This is a genomic window from Phyllobacterium sp. UNC302MFCol5.2, from assembly GCF_000686005.1.
Lineage (GTDB): Bacteria > Pseudomonadota > Alphaproteobacteria > Rhizobiales > Rhizobiaceae > Phyllobacterium > Phyllobacterium pellucidum.
This window is the reverse complement of sequence record NZ_JMLL01000011.1, coordinates 487,363-502,853: the sequence shown is the minus strand read 5'-3', so window position 1 is coordinate 502,853 and position 15,491 is coordinate 487,363. Positions and strand designations below refer to the sequence as shown.

General features: G+C 59.3%; 14 protein-coding genes. 8 read left to right on the top strand and 6 right to left on the bottom strand.

Annotation, left to right across the window (positions count from 1 at the left end):
- Positions 1 to 5: 5 nt before the first annotated feature.
- Positions 6 to 455 carry an Rrf2 family transcriptional regulator gene (locus BR48_RS0113735; RefSeq protein WP_027231829.1) on the bottom strand — a complete coding sequence of 150 codons (450 nt, stop codon included), beginning with the start codon at positions 453 to 455 and terminating at the stop codon, positions 6 to 8.
- A 306-nt stretch (positions 456 to 761) separates the two neighbouring features.
- On the opposite strand from BR48_RS0113735, the gene BR48_RS0113730 reads away from it, so the two are divergent.
- The 4 genes from BR48_RS0113730 (at position 762) to cysW (ending at position 3,983) form a co-directional block, all read left to right on the top strand.
- Complete coding sequence (locus tag BR48_RS0113730; protein ID WP_027231828.1) at positions 762 to 953, top strand: hypothetical protein; 192 nt, start codon at positions 762 to 764, stop codon at positions 951 to 953.
- A gap of 221 nt (positions 954 to 1,174) precedes the next feature.
- A complete protein-coding gene (locus tag BR48_RS0113725) occupies positions 1,175 to 2,182 on the top strand; it encodes a sulfate ABC transporter substrate-binding protein (RefSeq protein WP_027231827.1) in 1,008 nt (335 codons plus the stop codon).
- Between the two features lie 99 nt (positions 2,183 to 2,281).
- Complete coding sequence (gene cysT / locus BR48_RS0113720) at positions 2,282 to 3,124, top strand: sulfate ABC transporter permease subunit CysT (protein WP_027231826.1); 843 nt, start codon at positions 2,282 to 2,284, stop codon at positions 3,122 to 3,124.
- Positions 3,108 to 3,983: a sulfate ABC transporter permease subunit CysW gene (gene cysW, locus BR48_RS0113715; RefSeq protein WP_027231825.1), complete on the top strand. Its 876-nt coding sequence runs from the start codon at positions 3,108 to 3,110 to the stop codon at positions 3,981 to 3,983. The genes cysT and cysW overlap by 17 nt, the downstream gene beginning before the upstream one ends.
- A gap of 11 nt (positions 3,984 to 3,994) precedes the next feature.
- On the opposite strand, the gene BR48_RS0113710 is transcribed toward cysW, so the two are convergent.
- The 5 genes from BR48_RS0113710 to BR48_RS0113690 all read right to left on the bottom strand — a co-directional run bounded on the left by BR48_RS0113710 (position 3,995) and on the right by BR48_RS0113690 (position 10,711).
- Positions 3,995 to 4,555, bottom strand: a complete 561-nt coding sequence (locus tag BR48_RS0113710; RefSeq protein ID WP_027231824.1) for an alpha/beta hydrolase — start codon at positions 4,553 to 4,555, stop codon at positions 3,995 to 3,997.
- 159 nt (positions 4,556 to 4,714) lie between these two features.
- A complete protein-coding gene (locus BR48_RS0113705; RefSeq protein WP_027231823.1) occupies positions 4,715 to 5,665 on the bottom strand; it encodes a lysylphosphatidylglycerol synthase domain-containing protein in 951 nt (316 codons plus the stop codon).
- Positions 5,666 to 5,708: 43 nt separating this feature from the next.
- Positions 5,709 to 7,466 (bottom strand): YbaL family putative K(+) efflux transporter, encoded by a 1,758-nt coding sequence (gene ybaL, locus BR48_RS0113700; RefSeq protein WP_027231822.1) that lies wholly within the window; start codon positions 7,464 to 7,466, stop codon positions 5,709 to 5,711.
- A 185-nt stretch (positions 7,467 to 7,651) separates the two neighbouring features.
- On the bottom strand, positions 7,652 to 10,180 hold the full coding sequence (gene secD / locus BR48_RS0113695) for a protein translocase subunit SecD (RefSeq protein ID WP_027231821.1): 2,529 nt from the start codon (positions 10,178 to 10,180) through the stop codon (positions 7,652 to 7,654).
- Between the two features lie 102 nt (positions 10,181 to 10,282).
- Positions 10,283 to 10,711 carry a hypothetical protein gene (locus tag BR48_RS0113690; RefSeq protein ID WP_027231820.1) on the bottom strand — a complete coding sequence of 143 codons (429 nt, stop codon included), beginning with the start codon at positions 10,709 to 10,711 and terminating at the stop codon, positions 10,283 to 10,285.
- Positions 10,712 to 10,913: 202 nt separating this feature from the next.
- Here BR48_RS0113690 and BR48_RS0113685 point away from each other — a divergent pair, with 202 nt between their 5' ends.
- From BR48_RS0113685 to BR48_RS0113670, 4 genes are all read left to right on the top strand, one after another.
- Positions 10,914 to 11,624 carry a 2OG-Fe(II) oxygenase gene (locus BR48_RS0113685; protein ID WP_027231819.1) on the top strand — a complete coding sequence of 237 codons (711 nt, stop codon included), beginning with the start codon at positions 10,914 to 10,916 and terminating at the stop codon, positions 11,622 to 11,624.
- A 54-nt stretch (positions 11,625 to 11,678) separates the two neighbouring features.
- The gene (locus BR48_RS0113680) at positions 11,679 to 12,908 is read left to right on the top strand and encodes a urate hydroxylase PuuD (protein ID WP_027231818.1); all 1,230 of its coding nucleotides are present in this window, start codon (positions 11,679 to 11,681) and stop codon (positions 12,906 to 12,908) included.
- Positions 12,905 to 14,215, top strand: a complete 1,311-nt coding sequence (gene guaD, locus BR48_RS0113675) for a guanine deaminase (protein WP_027231817.1) — start codon at positions 12,905 to 12,907, stop codon at positions 14,213 to 14,215. The genes BR48_RS0113680 and guaD overlap by 4 nt, the downstream gene beginning before the upstream one ends.
- A gap of 62 nt (positions 14,216 to 14,277) precedes the next feature.
- Positions 14,278 to 15,489, top strand: coding sequence for an FAD-dependent oxidoreductase (locus BR48_RS0113670; RefSeq protein ID WP_051614965.1), 1,212 nt, complete (start codon positions 14,278 to 14,280; stop codon positions 15,487 to 15,489).
- Positions 15,490 to 15,491 lie beyond the last annotated feature (2 nt).

The following is a 15,491-nucleotide window of genomic DNA, read 5'->3' as shown; positions in this document are numbered from 1 at the left end:
GCCAGTCAGCTATCGAGCAAGGCTGCGACGTTGTGGTTTTCGCCGTAGACGAGGCAATCGGCAATGGTTGTCTTGTCGAGGACGCCCCGCGTCACATTGGCCACCTCATTGAAGACATGGCGAATCTCGCAGGTCGCTTCGCTGGCGCAATCCTCGCAGCGGCGATAGGCGATCTTGCTGAGGCAGGGGAGTGGCGCAATCGGTCCGTCGATGAGCCTCAGCACTTCGCCGAATGTGATGTCCTCCGCGGATTTCAGTAGCAGATACCCGCCCATCTTGCCGCGACGGCTCATGACGATGCCCTGACGCTTCAGATCGAGAAGAATCTGCTCGAGGAACTTCTTTGGGATGTTCTGTTCTTCGGCGATGTCGGAGATAAAGAGCGCTTTCTCAGCATCCGCCCTGGCGAGCACGACAAGAGCCCGCAGTGCGTATTTGGCTTTTTGCGATATCATTTTCTCTGCCTGACCACCGTTTCAGCTGCAGTCATAGTCCGTCGCATACCATTTTCCAGTGTAGAAGTGTTAAAAATCTTAAGTTTTTTTGCGGCGGAGGAATGGCTTAAAAATGGCGTGTAAGGCGCTGAAAAATAAGAATTCATTAAGATATTTGCCTCTTTGCCGAAGACAGCTTCACACGATTGATACACGATTGAACCGGTAGAGATTATTGACAAATGATTTCAAGCCGTCATCATCAGCTATCGGTTGACCCCAAAAGGCAACTGCACTCTGCAACCGAAACCATTCTCGGAGGTCGCGATGTACAGTGAAGTATCGAGCATTTTCAATCGGGCCGAACGCTTGTGGCGCGACGTATTTACAGCAGAAACGCTGGAGCTGGATACCGGCGACTCCAAGAAGCGCGACTGCGATGAAGCGTCCGCCAAGCGCCATCGCAATTGGACGGAAGAAGACTTTCTCTGGTGCTGGCAGCATCGCGGTTTCTGGTAATCGCGGGCATATCCGGCGGTCGGAGCGACGCGCTGCAGGCAGTTGCTCCGCGCCACAATAGTTGTAGAATTTGGTTTCATTTATTGCATTAACAATAGAACAAAAGTCCTTCCGCGTCGGGCCCGCTCCGGCCATTCTGGCAAAAATTGCCCATCTTGAACCAGTGTGGCAATGGTCATCATTGCCGGTGCGTTCGCTCCCGGCCTGTGCGGGAGTTTTCCATGAAAAGACTATTGGTTTTGACGGCTGTGGCGCTCGGCCTCAGCCTTAATGCGGTGAAAGCGGCTGACGAGCCGAGCGAAATCCTCAACGTTTCCTACGATATTTCGCGCGAACTCTACGAGCAGATCGACAAGGCGTTTTCCGCTGCCTACAAGAGCGAGAAGGGCAAGGACATCACCGTCAACCAGTCGCATGCCGGTTCGTCCAAGCAGGCGCGCTCGATCCTTGAAGGGCTCGACGCCGATGTCGTGACCTTCAACCAGGTCACCGACGTTCAGGTCCTGCACGACAAGGGCAACTTCATTCCTGCCGACTGGCAGTCCCGCCTGCCGAATAATTCCTCGCCCTATTACTCGCTTCCCGCCTTCCTCGTTCGGGCGGGAAATCCCAAGAACATCAAGAACTGGGATGATCTTGTGCGCGACGACGTCAAGGTCGTGTTTCCCAACCCCAAGACATCGGGCAATGCGCGTTATACCTATCTGGCTGCCTACGCCTATGCGCTCGAAGCCAACAACAAGGATGAAGCGAAAGCGCAGGAGTTCGTCAAGAAGCTGTTCGCCAATGTGCCGGTTTTCGACACGGGCGGCCGCGCGGCAACGACGACCTTTGCCGAGCGCGGCATTGGCGATGTGCTGATTACATTCGAGGCGGAAGTGCTCGGAACGCGCAAACAGCTTGGCGAGGACAAGTACGAAGCCGTGGTGCCGCCGGTCAGCCTCCTTGCCGAATTCCCGGTGACCGTCGTCGACAAGGTGGTCGACAAGCGCGGCTCGCGTGCCATTGCCGAGGATTATCTGAAGTTCCTTTACACACCCAAGGGCCAGGACATCCTTGCCCAAAACTTCAACCGTGTGAACGACGCATCGGTGAAGGCGAAATATGCCGCGCAGTTTCCGGAAACACGGCTCCTGACGGTGGAAGATGTCTTCGGCGGCTGGGACAAGCTTTCGAAGGAGCATTTCTCCGAAGGCGGCATTCTCGACAAGGTGTTCACCAAGCGTTAACCGGACCGGCCAGCATGGCATATGGCGCAGCGGCGATGCTGCGCCATTCTATTTTTAACCACGACTTGCATTCGGACATGCACAGGCTAGAAAGCTGGAATGTCATTGTTTTCAAGGTCTTCTTCGCGCGGAATTCTGCCAGGCTTCGGTCTCACCCTTGGTGTGACCTTGCTCTATTTCGTGGTGATCGTAGCGCTGCCGCTTGTTGCCATGCTCTACAAGTCGGCCAATCTCGGCTTTGCGGACTTCTGGACGATCGTCACCTCGGAAAGAGCGCTTGCCACCTATCGCATCACGGTATCGACGGCTGCGCTGGCAACCCTTCTCAATGCGATGTTCGGCATGCTGCTCGCCTGGGTGCTGGTGCGTTATGAGTTTCCGGGTCGCCGGTTGCTCGATGCCATTGTCGATTTGCCTTTCGCGCTGCCGACTGCGGTCGCAGGTCTTGCCCTGGTCACCGTATTTTCGGCCAATGGCTGGTTTGGGCGCTATCTCGAGCCGCTCGGTATCAAGGTCGCCTATGCGCCTCTCGGCATCGCGCTCGCCATGATGTTCACCAGCATCCCCTTCGTCATCCGTACGGTGCAGCCGGTGCTGGAAGATCTTGCCAGTGACGTCGAAGAGGCGGCGAGATCCCTCGGCGCCTCCAATTGGCAAATATTCACAAGGGTCATCTGGCCGGCAATTTTGCCCGCATTTATAGCGGGTTGTAGTCTGTCCTTCGCGCGCAGCCTCGGCGAGTTCGGGGCGATCGTCTTCATCTCCGGCAACCTGCCTTTTGAAACCGAGGTGATGTCGTTGCTCGTTTTCATCCGGCTCGATGAATATGACTATCCGGCCGCCGCAGCGCTGGCGACAGTGATGCTGGTCACCGCCTTTCTCATGCTCGTCATAACCAACTCGATCCAGGCCTGGCATTTGAGATATGCAGAACGCAACTGAATCCGCGCTGCCCGCGCCGGCCGTCACGGCCTATTCTTCACCCCGGCGCGGCAAGCCAGCGGCGAGCGCAGTCCATCGCGTTCTCATCGGCGCCGCGTTCATCCTTTCGGCGCTTTTCATCGGCGTCCCGATGCTGGTGATCTTCACCTATGCGTTCCGCGAAGGTATGGGCGTCTATTTCTCGCAGATCACGCAGCCGGCGACGCTGCATGCAATCTGGCTGACGGTGCTTACCGCGATCGTGGTCGTGCCTATCAACATGGTGTTCGGCATCTGCGCCGCGTGGCTGGTGACACGGTATCGCTTCCCGGGTCGCCAGCTTCTGATCAGCCTTATCGAGATTCCATTTTCGGTCTCGCCGATCGTTGCCGGCGTGACATATCTGTTTCTCTACGGCAGCCAGGGACTGCTCGGGCCGCTACTCGAAAGTTACGACATCAAGATCATGTTCACCGTGCCGGCGATCTTTCTCGTCAGCCTGTTCGTGACCAGCCCTTTCGTCGCCCGTGAACTCATTCCGCTGATGCAGGCGCAGGGCAGCGAAGACGAAGAGGCAGCCATCACGCTGGGCGCCACCGGATTGCAGACGTTCCGCTATGTGACGCTGCCGAACATCAAATGGGCGCTGCTCTATGGCGCGGTGCTGTGCAATGCCCGCGTCATGGGCGAGTTCGGTGCGGTATCCGTCGTGTCCGGCGCCATTCGCGGTCAGACCAATACATTGCCGCTGCAGATCGAATTGCTGTTCAACGATTACAACGTTACCGGCGCCTTTGCCGCTTCATCGACATTGGCGTTGATCGCAATCGTGACGCTAGTGTTGAAGTACGTGCTCGAACGCAAGCAAAGAGCCGGCTGAGCAAGCCAGGCTCAGGCGGCGCGCTGTGGCCGGTAGTCTCGCTGCGGGCGTCGCAGAGAGTTGGCAAGGACATGGCCGTCGGGCCACGTGCCGAACCCAGCTTCTACATTGATATGGCCGGCATATTGCAGGTCGACAAAACCCGAACCCCAGACGCCGGCAAGGGCTTCCGCCTTCTTGAAGGACATGTAGGGGTCATTGCGGCTGGCAACGACGATCGACGGGAAACCGAGATTGTAGCGGGGCAGGGGCGCGAAACTCGCAAACTTCAAATCCTGCGATGCCATGCGCTCAGCGTCGGCGGGCGCAACGAGTACGGCTCCCGCAATGTGAGCCGCCGAGGGCCGGCTTGCGAGGTGAGAGACGAGAACGCAGCCGAGGCTGTGCGCAACGAGAACCGCATCCGGGGTTTCGGCAAGCTTTGCTTCCAGCACGTGCAGCCACTGTGACAGTACCGGGTTTTCCCAATCGTCCTGCTCGACGAGATGGGCGGTATCATCCTCGGCAAGCCATTGCCTTTGCCAATGGCCGCTTTCGGATCCGCGATATCCCGGAATGATCAATGTCGTCATCGGTGCCACAACTCCCTTGATGCAAAATCGCCTGAAGGAACTCTGATGTGGCCCAAAAATAAGGTTGCCGCGGCAATTCTTGAAGAAACAGCCCACTAAAGAGCCGGCATAATGGGAAAATCTGGCCCTGCAAAACCGCGCTTGTGTGGAAAGCGCCGCTTACGTTTCTCCGTCTTTCTTGTACCAGCGGATGAGAAGCTGGGAGCGTTCGAAATAGAGCACTACGAGCAGCGACAGGGCAAACGGGATCAGGAGATAGAACAGACGGAAGATGATAAGCGCGGCGAGAACGTCGGCATGGTTCATGTCGGGCAAGCCGGTCAGGAATACGAGTTCAAGGACGCCGAGACCGCCAGGCGCATGGGAGATGAGGGCTGCTGAAAACGACACGAGAAAAATGCCGAGGATGATCAGAAACCCGGGATTTCCTTCGGCGGGCAGCGTGAAATAGATGATAGCCGCAGCGCCAATGAGCTCCAGCGGTCCGACGATCAGCTGCTGCGCGACAACCGAGAGACGCGGATATTCGAGCGTGAACTGGCGAATCCGCAAGGGTTTGAATTGCAGCCAGCTGCCAAAGACATAGAGGAGGACGATGGCCAACGAGCCATAACCGAGGACATAGCCCACGGAAACCGGCAAATCCGCGTTGAAGCGCTGAAGTAGTTCCGGCTCGATCAAAAGCACGAAAGCACTAAGCGTCAGTATGCCGAGCATGAAAGTGAAGGAGCAGAAGGCAATCAGCAAAGCGATTTCAGATCCGCTCATCCCTTGCGAGGAATAGGCGCGATAGCGAACGACGGCTCCTGAAAGCACCGACGCGCCGATATTGTGGGACAGCGCATAGGTTGTGAAGGAACATAGCGCGATGAAGAGCCACGAAATCTTGCGGCGAAGATGCAGGAGCGCTACGCGGTCGTAGCCGGCAAGAGCCGCGTAGGCGGCAAGCGAGGACAGCGCGGCGAGGACCCAGCGATGCGGAGGAATCGCGTAGATGCTGTCGATTACGTCATCCAGCGAGATGCTCCGCAGCTCCTTGTAGAGGAGCCATACGGAAATCCCGACGGCGGCCAGTCCGACAACCGGCCATACATAATCCTTCAGCTTCATACTCGGTCCTGCCCACTCATACCGGTCGCTTTTATTGTTGTCTTTATTCAGTCAATGGTGCGGGCACCGGTTCATCGAGACCGAGAATCTGGGAAACCAGACCGCGCGCGATCTCGCGTTCTCCCATGATCACCGTATCGGCGCCGAGGTCCTGCAAGTGCTGCACTTCGGCGTCCGAATGGGCGCGCGCCAGAATGTTGATCGTCGGATTCGCGGCGCGTGCCTTGACGACGACCTGCCCGGCCTCAAAAGCATTGGGGATCGCCAGAATCAACTGCCGGGCTCCAACCAGATTCGCCGCCGCAAGTACGTCGCCATTGGCGGCGTTGCCGACGATGGTCTCGATATTGTCATCCCGCAACCTGGCGACGGTCTTGTCGGCATCTTCAATAACGAGGAACGGCTTGCCTCGTTCCTTGAGCGCCTCGCCAACGAGACTGCCTACCCGGCCGTAGCCGACGAGCACCGCATGATCGGTCAGCGTGGTGGGTTGCACTTCCTCCACGGCCTCCGCCTCGACAGTGGAAGGTTCGGCCGCGTCCGCAACAGGCTCGGTTGCCGCCGCCCGCTTTTCCAGCCTGGGTTTGAGATATGTCACGGCGGCAAATGCCAGCGGATTGACGAGGATCGACAGGATGGCGCCGCCAAGGATGAGGTCGCGTCCCTCCTGCGGCAGCATGCCAAGATCGACGCCAAGCTCGGCGAGAATGAAGGAGAATTCGCCGATCTGCGCCAGACTTGCGGAAATAATGAGCGCCGTGCCGGACGGATAACCGAAGGCGCGCACGATGAAGAAAGCAGCGAGCGACTTGCCGATGACGATGATCGCCAGCGTTGCCAGTAGCGGCAGCGGATCCTGGACGATTGTCATCGGATCGAACAGCATGCCAACCGAAACGAAGAACAGTACCGCGAAAGCATCGCGCAGCGGCAGCGATTCTTCGGCAGCGCGGTGGCTGAGCTCGGATTCGCTCATGATCATGCCGGCAAAGAAGGCGCCAAGCGCCAGCGATACGCCGAAGAGCTTTGCCGCACCGAAGGCGACGCCAAGCGCGATGGCGAGTACGGCGAGGCGGAACAGTTCGCGGGAGCCCGTATGCGCAATGGCGTGCAGCGTCCAGGGAATGACGCGTCGGCCGACGATGAGCATGACGGCCACAAAGGCGGCCACCTTGCCGAGGGTCAAAAGAATGACGCCGAGGACGCCGAGGTTGAAATAGTTGACGATCGGATCGCTGAGCGCGCGCATGGCCTGCTCGCCGTCACCACCGCTGTTGAGCGCACCCGCAATTGCAGGTAGCAGGACGAGCGCGAGGACCATGGCAAGGTCTTCGACGATAAGCCAGCCGACGGCGATGCGTCCGCGCTCGGTCTCGATAAGGCGGCGCTCCTGCATCGCGCGAAGCAACACGACCGTACTTGCTACGGATAGGGCCAGACCGAAGACGAGGCCTGCCTGCAGACCCCAGCCAAGGATCCAGGCGAGACCGGCGCCGAGGATTGTGGCCGCGACGATCTGTACGACGGCGCCCGGAATGGCGATCGCGCGGACGGAGAGAAGGTCCTTCAGGGAAAAATGCAGGCCAACGCCGAACATCAGCAGGATCACACCGATTTCGGCAAGCTCCGCCGCGAGCTTCTGGTCGGCGACGAACCCGGGGGTATGGGAGCCGGCGAGCACGCCGGCGAGGAGATATCCGACAAGGGGAGGAACTCGCAACCGATTGGCAATCGCACCAAAAATAAAGGCCAGAACCAGACCAATGACGATTGTCGCAATCAGCGGCGTTTCATGAGGCATATGTCGGCATCTCCTCCGTGGGATCGTTGAAAAATGAAATTTGATGAACCTGCAAACAGCGTCCTGTCGCAGCAGTATTGCGTACCGGGGAAGTCTTGCAAACCGCTTTCGTCAATTCTGCGGCACATGGAAGGCATTTTTTCCATGTGCCGCAAATATTTAGGCTTTGTGCTGGTCGCGCGGCATCAACTTTGCGCGACCGGCTTTTCACCGATGCGGTGCTGGTGGTTCTTCTCCCACCAGGTTCCGAGCAAGAGCAGGATGGGTGCTGCGATAAAGAGCGAGGAACTTGTCGCGATAATCACGCCGAAAAGCATCGGCAGCGCAAAGTTCTCGACCGCCTTGCCGCCCCAGATCGCCATCGGAAGCATGGCGAGGAAGACGGTCAATGAGGTGTAGATACAGCGCGCCAGCGTCTGGTTGATACTGAGGTCGATGATCTGGCGCAGCGGCATTTTCTTGTGGATGCGCAGGTTCTCGCGCATCCGGTCATAGACCACAACCTTGTCGTTGACCGAGTAGCCGATGATCGTCAGCAATGCGGCGATGGCGGTCAGGTTGAAGTCGAGGCCCATCAGCGCAAAGAAGCCGACGGTCTTGGTGGTATCGAGAATGAGTGTCGCAATGGCGCCCAGCGCGAAGTGCCACTCGAACCGCCACCAGATGTAGAACAGCATGGCAAGGCTGGCGAGGACGACGGCAAGGATGCCGGACCGCGCAAGCTCGCCGCTGACCTTAGGCCCGACGACTTCCGAGCTTTCGAACTTGACGGCGGGGTCAAGCTTTTGCACGGCATCCTTGACCTTGGTGACAGCAACGGTCTGCGCCTCTTCGCCGCCTTCCTGACGCTGGACGCGGATGAGAACGCGATTGTCGCCGCCGCCCTGCTGCAGGGCGACTTCGCCAAGGCCGAGACCTTCGAGCGTCGAGCGCATGGTGGCCAGATCCGCCGGCTGCGATGTCGTCACATCCACCTGGATACCGCCCTTGAAGTCGATGCCGTAGTTGAGGCCCGGATGGATGAACAGGATCACCGATGCGATCGACAGGAAGATCGACACGCCGATACCGAAGAAGCGGGCATTCATGAACGAGATGTTCGTGTTCTCCGGAACGAGCTTGAACAGGTGCTCGATGCGGATCGTCTTCATCTTGCGGCGACGCACGATCGCCATCATGATGATGCGAACGACGGTCACGGCAGTGAACATCGAGACGAGGGCGCCGATGATCATGGTGATCGCGAAGCCGCGTACCGGGCCAGTGCCGAAAAGGAACAGCAGGAACGTCGCGATCAGGTGCGTGGCGTTGGCGTCGACAATGGTCGAGTAAGCAAGCCTGAAACCACGATCGACCGCAGCCATCGCGCCGATACCCTTGCGCGCTTCTTCCCGGATACGTTCATTGATGAGAATGTTCGCGTCGACCGCAAAGCCGATGCCGAGAATGATGGCGGCGATGCCTGGCAGCGTCAGCGTCGCTCCGAGCAAGCTCAATATTCCGAAGGTCAAGGCAACGTTGAGAGCAAGGGCAAGGTTGGCGATGAGACCCCAGCCGCAATAGAGGATGAAGATAAACGCAACGACGAGGGCGAAGCCGATGAAGCCGGTCAACAGGCCCATCTTGATGACGTCGCCGCCAAGATCAGGACCGACCGTCCGCTCTTCGATGACGGTAAGCGGAGCCGGCAGCGCGCCGGCGCGCAGCAGCGCCGCGGTCGTCACCGTATCCTGTACGGTGAAATTGCCGGTGATCTGGCCCGAGCCGCCGGTGATCGGCACCTGGATGACCGGTGCGGTCAAAACCTTGCCGTCGAGCACGATGGCGAACGGCCGTCCGACATTCTGGCTGGTGATGTCCGCGAACTGACGTGCGCCGACATTATCGAAGCGGAAGGTGATGATCGGCTGGTTGGTCTGCTGGTCAAAGGCGGCGCGGGCGTCGGTCAGCCGTTCGCCGCTGATCGCAACGCGATCCTCGACCGGGAATGTGACGCCGGGAGTCTTGGCGTCGGGAAGGATCGAGACGCCGGGAGGCGGGTTGGTGCCGGCATCATGGTCGGCGACCATATGGAACGTCATTTTTGCCGTGCTGCCGAGCAGGGCACGCAGTTGGCTCGGATCCTGGAGCCCGGGCAGCTGGACCACGATGCGGTCGGAACCGACGCGCTGGATCGATGGTTCGGCGACACCGACCTGGTCGACGCGGCGGCGGACGATTTCAAGACTCTGCTGCAAGGCATTGTCGAGCTTGTCCTTCATGCCGGCCTCGGTGAGCGTCAGGCGGATCTGATTGTCGGTCGAGGTGATGTCGATATCGCTGACAGGGGCGGCGAAACCGACTTGGGCAACCTGCGAGGACAATTCACGCAAGGCAGCCACCGCGGCATCGCGCTGCGACGGATCGGAAAGCGTCACGATAACGGAATCGCCGGCAACACGCACCGACTGAGGCTGGATCTTCGCCGTGCGCAAATGGCCGCGCGCGTCATCGAGGATCGAGCGGATACGGTCCTTCTTCAGGGCCGCGGCATCAACTTCGAGAACGAGATAGGAACCGCCGCGCAGGTCGAGGCCGAGCGCAACCTGCTTTTTGGGGAACCAGCCCGGCATCGCGTCAAGCTGTGCCTTGGTGAAAAGATTGGGTAGCGCGAGCGTAATACCCGCCAGAATGATGAAAATATAGGTCCAGAGGACCCACCTCGAAGTACGCATGGTCGTTTTCCGTTATGAGATGGGGGCACTGCCGGGAACTGCTTACGCGTCTGCCTGGCGAGCGCCGAAGTTGTTCGTCATTTCCTGCCGGAAATGGTGATATCAGCCAAGGGCGCGGGGCGGCGCGCGGGCGCTGAATAGCGGATCGTGGCCGAGAAGCAATGTGGCGCTCGGTGCAAAAATCCGGATACCGGTCTGGTCGGCGAGCGCAAGCCGCGATCCGCCCGGAAGCAACGCATCCTGGGGACCGCTGTCGGCGCCGAGCCCGCTCTTGATTTTCAGATGCAGCGCTTCAAGCGCGATGACGCGCATGGGCCGCTCGACCGGAGTCGAGTGATTGTCAGTTTCGTGGGCGACACGTGTTTCGTGCGGCTTGGCCGCGCCGATCGCCCGTTCAGCCAGATTGCGGTCTGGCCCCGACATGTAAGAGGCGCCAAGGGCCGCGCCGATCGTGGAGACAAGCCAGAAAATAGAGATCAGGAGCGGAGCAGCGCTGCGCTTTCCTGTCCTGCTATTTCCATGCTTGTCCATGCCGCTACCCAATATCAATCTCCCGCGGCGCAAAGCGCCTCGTTGGTTCCTGTATTATGAAGTCTTGTTGGCTGAGTCACTTAAAATCGACGTGTTTGGCCGGTTCGACCAAGAAAAATCGCGCAGCGCGCAGGAAACGGGTGGAACCCATTCAAGCTAAGCGCACTCTAAGCCCGATAGGAAATTGCATGGAGGCCATGACATGACTGACAGCGTTACGCCACTTGCCACCACACGGTGGAACGACATTGCGACAAGTCTCGACGATATCGGCTATGCGGTCTTGAAAGGCGTGCTGTCGCCAAACGCGTGCGAACAGCTGGCAGCGGGTTATGGGGACGACGACCAGTTCCGCAAGCGGATCGTCATGGCCAAACATGGCTTCGGGCGCGGCGAATACAAATATTTCAGCTATCCCCTGCCGCCGCTGGTGAACGATCTTCGCCAATCGCTTTACGGGCCGCTCGCCGGCATCGCCAATCGTTTGAATGAGTTGATGGGCATCGATGTGCGCTATCCGGACGAGCACGCGGCGTTCATCGAACGCTGCCATGTGGCCGGCCAGAACCGCCCGACGCCACTGCTGCTCGAATACAAGGAAGGCGACTACAATTGCCTGCACCAGGATATCTATGGCGAGCATGTTTTCCCGCTCCAGGCCGCCTTTCTCCTGTCGCGTCCGGGCGAGGATTTCAGCGGCGGCGAATTCGTTCTCACCGAGCAGCGGCCCCGCATGCAGTCACGCGTCGAAGTTGTGCCGCTCAGGCAAGGCGATGCCGTGATCTTTCCGGTAAGCAATCGTCCGGTTAAGGGTTCGCGAGGCCATTACCGGGTCAATATGCGCCACGGTGTCAGCCGCCTGCGCAGCGGCAAGCGTCACACGCTCGGCATTATCTTTCACGATTCGAAATAGTTGCATCGACCCGCGAACGACCGCATTGTAGCGCGGCAATCTCGTGGGGCGTCGATGGATTATCTCATTTTCTGGGAATGGCTGAGCTTCGCCGCACGCTGGCTGCATGTCATCACCGCAATCGCCTGGATCGGATCGTCCTTCTATTTCATCGCGCTCGATCTCGGGCTGCGCCGCCACGCCGCTTTGCCCGCAGGCGTCAACGGCGAGGAGTGGCAGGTGCATGGCGGCGGCTTCTACCACATCCAGAAATATATGGTGGCGCCGGCGCACATGCCCGAGCACCTCATCTGGTTCAAGTGGGAATCCTATGCGACCTGGCTCTCCGGCTTTGCGCTGCTTTGCATCGTCTACTATGCCGGCGCCGACCTTTATCTCATCGACCGCAACGTGCTCGATGTCTCGACGTGGGTCGCGATCCTCATTTCACTCGCGTCGATCTCGATCGGCTGGCTGATCTACGACCTCCTGTGCAAATCACCGCTCGCGGCGAACGACACGGCGCTTATGCTCATCCTCTATGGTGTCATCGTCTTCATGGCCTGGGGCTACACGCATCTCTTCACGGGCCGCGCCGCCTTCCTGCATCTCGGTGCATTCACGGCGACCATCATGTCGGCGAATGTGTTCCTGCTGATAATCCCCAACCAGAAGAAGGTCGTCGCCGACCTCATCGCCGGAAAATCACCCGACCCCAAGCTGGGCAAGCAGGCAAAACAACGCTCGACGCATAATAACTACCTGACTTTACCCGTCATTTTCCTGATGTTGTCTAACCACTATCCGCTGGCAACGTCCACGGCGTTCAACTGGATCATCGCGTCGCTCGTGTTCATCATCGGTGTTTTGATCCGCCACTATTTCAATTCGCGCCACGCCGGAAAAGGCAATCCACACTGGACCTGGCTTGCGAGCGCCATACTGTTCATCGTCATCATCTGGCTCTCGACGGTTCCCAGGGTTTTGACCGGGGAGGCAAAGGTTTCGCGGGCAGCCGAACCATTCCTGACCGCGGCACATTTCGAACAGGTGCGCGACACGGTGTTGGGCCGCTGCTCGATGTGCCATTCCGCCGAGCCATCGTGGGAGGGTATCATGCTGCCGCCGAAGGGCGTCAGGCTCGACACGGATGGCCTTATCGCCGCGCATGCCAGCGAGATCTATATCCAGGCCGGCGCCAGTCATGCGATGCCGCCGGGCAATGTCACCCAGGTGACCGACGCCGAACGCGCCTTGCTCGTCGCCTGGTATCGCAGCGCGACCGCTGGAAAGCCGGTGCAATGACGGAAGTTCTGCTGCGCGGCCGCCTTCTGACCTTCCATGATGAGCCGATAGCGGGCGAGGCGAGCGCCGACGCCTTCACTTACATCGAGGACGGCGGCCTCTTGCTGTGCGACGGCACGATTGCAGCAATGGACGAGTTTTCGGCGCTGCGAGCGGGCGAGGGCCGCAACGTCGAGGTCATCGATCATCGCCCGCACCTGATTATGCCTGGATTCATCGACACCCATATCCATTTTCCGCAGATGCAGGTCGTCGGCTCCTATGCGGGTGCGTTGCTCGAGTGGCTCAACAAGTACACCTTCGTCGAGGAACAGAAATTCTCGAACCAGGGCCACCCGGAACGCATCGCCTCGGCATTTTTCGATGAACTGATCCGCCACGGAACCACGACCGCGGCTGCCTATTGTTCGGTGCACAAGGCATCGGTCCAGGCCTTTTTCGCCGAATCGCACCGGCGCAATACGCGGATGGTGGCGGGCAAGGTGATGATGGACCGCAATGCGCCGCCGTGTCTCCTTGATACGGCGCAGTCGGGCTATGACGATAGCAAGGCGCTCATCGCCGAATGGCATGGCAAGGGCCGGCAGCACTACGCCATCACGCCGCGCTTTGCGCCGACATCGACGCCGGAGCAACTGGAGATGAGCGGCGCGCTTGCCAGCGAACATCCGGACCTGCACATTCAGACGCATCTATGCGAAAACACTGCCGAAATCGCCTTCGTCGCCGAACTCTTCCCGTGGAGCCGCGACTATACGCACGTCTATGAGCACTATGGGCTACTGGGGCCGAAAACGCTTCTCGGCCATTGCATTCACCTGACGGACGCCGAAATCCGCGCTATTGCGGAGAGCAGTTCCGTTGCGGTTTTCTGCCCAACGTCAAATCTCTTCATCGGCAGCGGTTTGTTCGATCTTGCCCGGCTACGCGCTTCGGAGCCCTCCGTCCGCAACGCCATTGCGACGGATATTGGCGGCGGAACGTCCTACTCCATGTTGCGCACGCTCGATGAAGGCTACAAGATCCTCAATATTCAGGGGCAGCGTTACCATCCGCTGCGCTCCTTCTATCAAGCGACGCTTGGCAATGCCCGGGCGCTGTCGCTGGAAGATCTCATCGGTTCGCTAAAAGTGGGGGCAGAGGCGGATTGCATCGTTCTCGATGCGGGCGCCACGCCGGCCATGCGGCTTCGCATGGAAACGGTCGAGACGCTGGTCGAGGAACTCTTCCTTCTCCAGACCATGGGCGATGACCGGTCCATCGTCGAGGTCTATGTCGCGGGCCGACCGGCCAAATCGACGCTGTAGGGAACCGCAACAGCATTCGCACCGTTTGGCAGCAGTCACTTCCTCGCACCTGCGAAAGCCTTATGATCACACAACATCGCGATTTGCGAACCGGCCAGCCGATCTGGCTCGCCCGACGGGCACCCCGTATCGAAACGCAACTTCTGGTCGAAGATATCCGAACGGATGTTGCGATCATCGGGGCGGGCATCAGCGGCGCGCTGATGGCCGAAAGCCTTACGGAGGCTGGTTTCAGTGTGTGCGTCTTCGACAGGCGCAAACCGGTAACCGGGTCAACGCCCGCGAGCACGGCCCTTTTGCAATTTGAAGTTGACACGCCTCTGCATCAACTCGCGCGCAAGATCGGTATCAATGATGCCGAGCGTGCGTGGCGCCGATCGAAGCTTGCCGTCGATGCCCTGCGCGAGCGGACGCGGCGACTGCAGATAAACTGCGAAATGGAAAATCGCGATTCGCTTTATCTCGCGGGCAATCTCCTCGACAAGGACGGCCTGGAAAAGGAGCTTGCCGCGCGACGCCGCGCCGGTTTTGAAACGCAGTTGCTTGGCCGCGAAGAACTGAAGACGGTGTTCAACATCGACCGCGAAGCGGCATTGATGAGCTTCGACAATATAGAGGCAAATCCGCGCAAGCTTGCAGCAGGCTATTTGAAAACGGCGATAGGGCGCGGAGCGAAGGTCTTCGCGCCCGCCGACATCGTGGCTGTCGAACCCGCCGACCGCGGGGTTCGGGCCATGACTGCGACCGGACAGACGATCCGTTGCAAGCACCTGATCTTCGCGACCGGATACGAAATACCAAAGCAGGTGCCGCAAAAGGGGCATTCGATCATCTCGACCTGGGCCGTTGCGACGGTTCCGCAAAAGCAGACGCCGTGGCCGCAACGCTGCCTGATCTGGGAAGCCTCCGACCCTTACCTCTATATGCGCACGACGGCGGACGGGCGCATCATCGTCGGCGGCGAGGATGAGGAGTTCGAGGACGAGGACAAACGCGACGGCAAGCTGCCGGCGAAAACGAAAGCGATACTCGCCAAGCTCAAGAAGTTGTTCCCCGACGTTAGCGCCGAGGCAGACTATGCATGGACCGGAAGCTTTGGTGCGAGCGAGACGGGTCTGCCATCAATCGGGCCGGTACCCGGCATGAACCGCTGTTATGCCGTTCTCGGCTATGGCGGCAACGGAATTACGTTCTCGATGGTCGCCGCGCAGATCATTCGCGGACAGATCACCGGCACTGGTGATCCTGACGCGGATGTGTTCGCCTTCAAATAGCG

Bases quoted from the DNA above. Each gene is read 5' to 3' on its own strand.
- BR48_RS0113670 (WP_051614965.1), top strand. From the start codon at position 14,278: ATGATCACACAACATCGCGATTTGCGAACCGGCCAGCCGATCTGGCTC.
- BR48_RS0113685 (WP_027231819.1), top strand. From the start codon at position 10,914: ATGACTGACAGCGTTACGCCACTTGCCACCACACGGTGGAACGACATT.
- BR48_RS0113710 (WP_027231824.1), bottom strand. From the start codon at position 4,555: ATGACGACATTGATCATTCCGGGATATCGCGGATCCGAAAGCGGCCAT.
- cysT (WP_027231826.1), top strand. From the start codon at position 2,282: ATGTCATTGTTTTCAAGGTCTTCTTCGCGCGGAATTCTGCCAGGCTTC.
- guaD (WP_027231817.1), top strand. From the start codon at position 12,905: ATGACGGAAGTTCTGCTGCGCGGCCGCCTTCTGACCTTCCATGATGAG.
- ybaL (WP_027231822.1), bottom strand. From the start codon at position 7,466: ATGCCTCATGAAACGCCGCTGATTGCGACAATCGTCATTGGTCTGGTT.
- BR48_RS0113735 (WP_027231829.1), bottom strand. From the start codon at position 455: ATGATATCGCAAAAAGCCAAATACGCACTGCGGGCTCTTGTCGTGCTC.
- BR48_RS0113680 (WP_027231818.1), top strand. From the start codon at position 11,679: ATGGATTATCTCATTTTCTGGGAATGGCTGAGCTTCGCCGCACGCTGG.
- secD (WP_027231821.1), bottom strand. From the start codon at position 10,180: ATGCGTACTTCGAGGTGGGTCCTCTGGACCTATATTTTCATCATTCTG.
- BR48_RS0113690 (WP_027231820.1), bottom strand. From the start codon at position 10,711: ATGGACAAGCATGGAAATAGCAGGACAGGAAAGCGCAGCGCTGCTCCG.
- cysW (WP_027231825.1), top strand. From the start codon at position 3,108: ATGCAGAACGCAACTGAATCCGCGCTGCCCGCGCCGGCCGTCACGGCC.
- BR48_RS0113705 (WP_027231823.1), bottom strand. From the start codon at position 5,665: ATGAAGCTGAAGGATTATGTATGGCCGGTTGTCGGACTGGCCGCCGTC.
- BR48_RS0113725 (WP_027231827.1), top strand. From the start codon at position 1,175: ATGAAAAGACTATTGGTTTTGACGGCTGTGGCGCTCGGCCTCAGCCTT.
- BR48_RS0113730 (WP_027231828.1), top strand. From the start codon at position 762: ATGTACAGTGAAGTATCGAGCATTTTCAATCGGGCCGAACGCTTGTGG.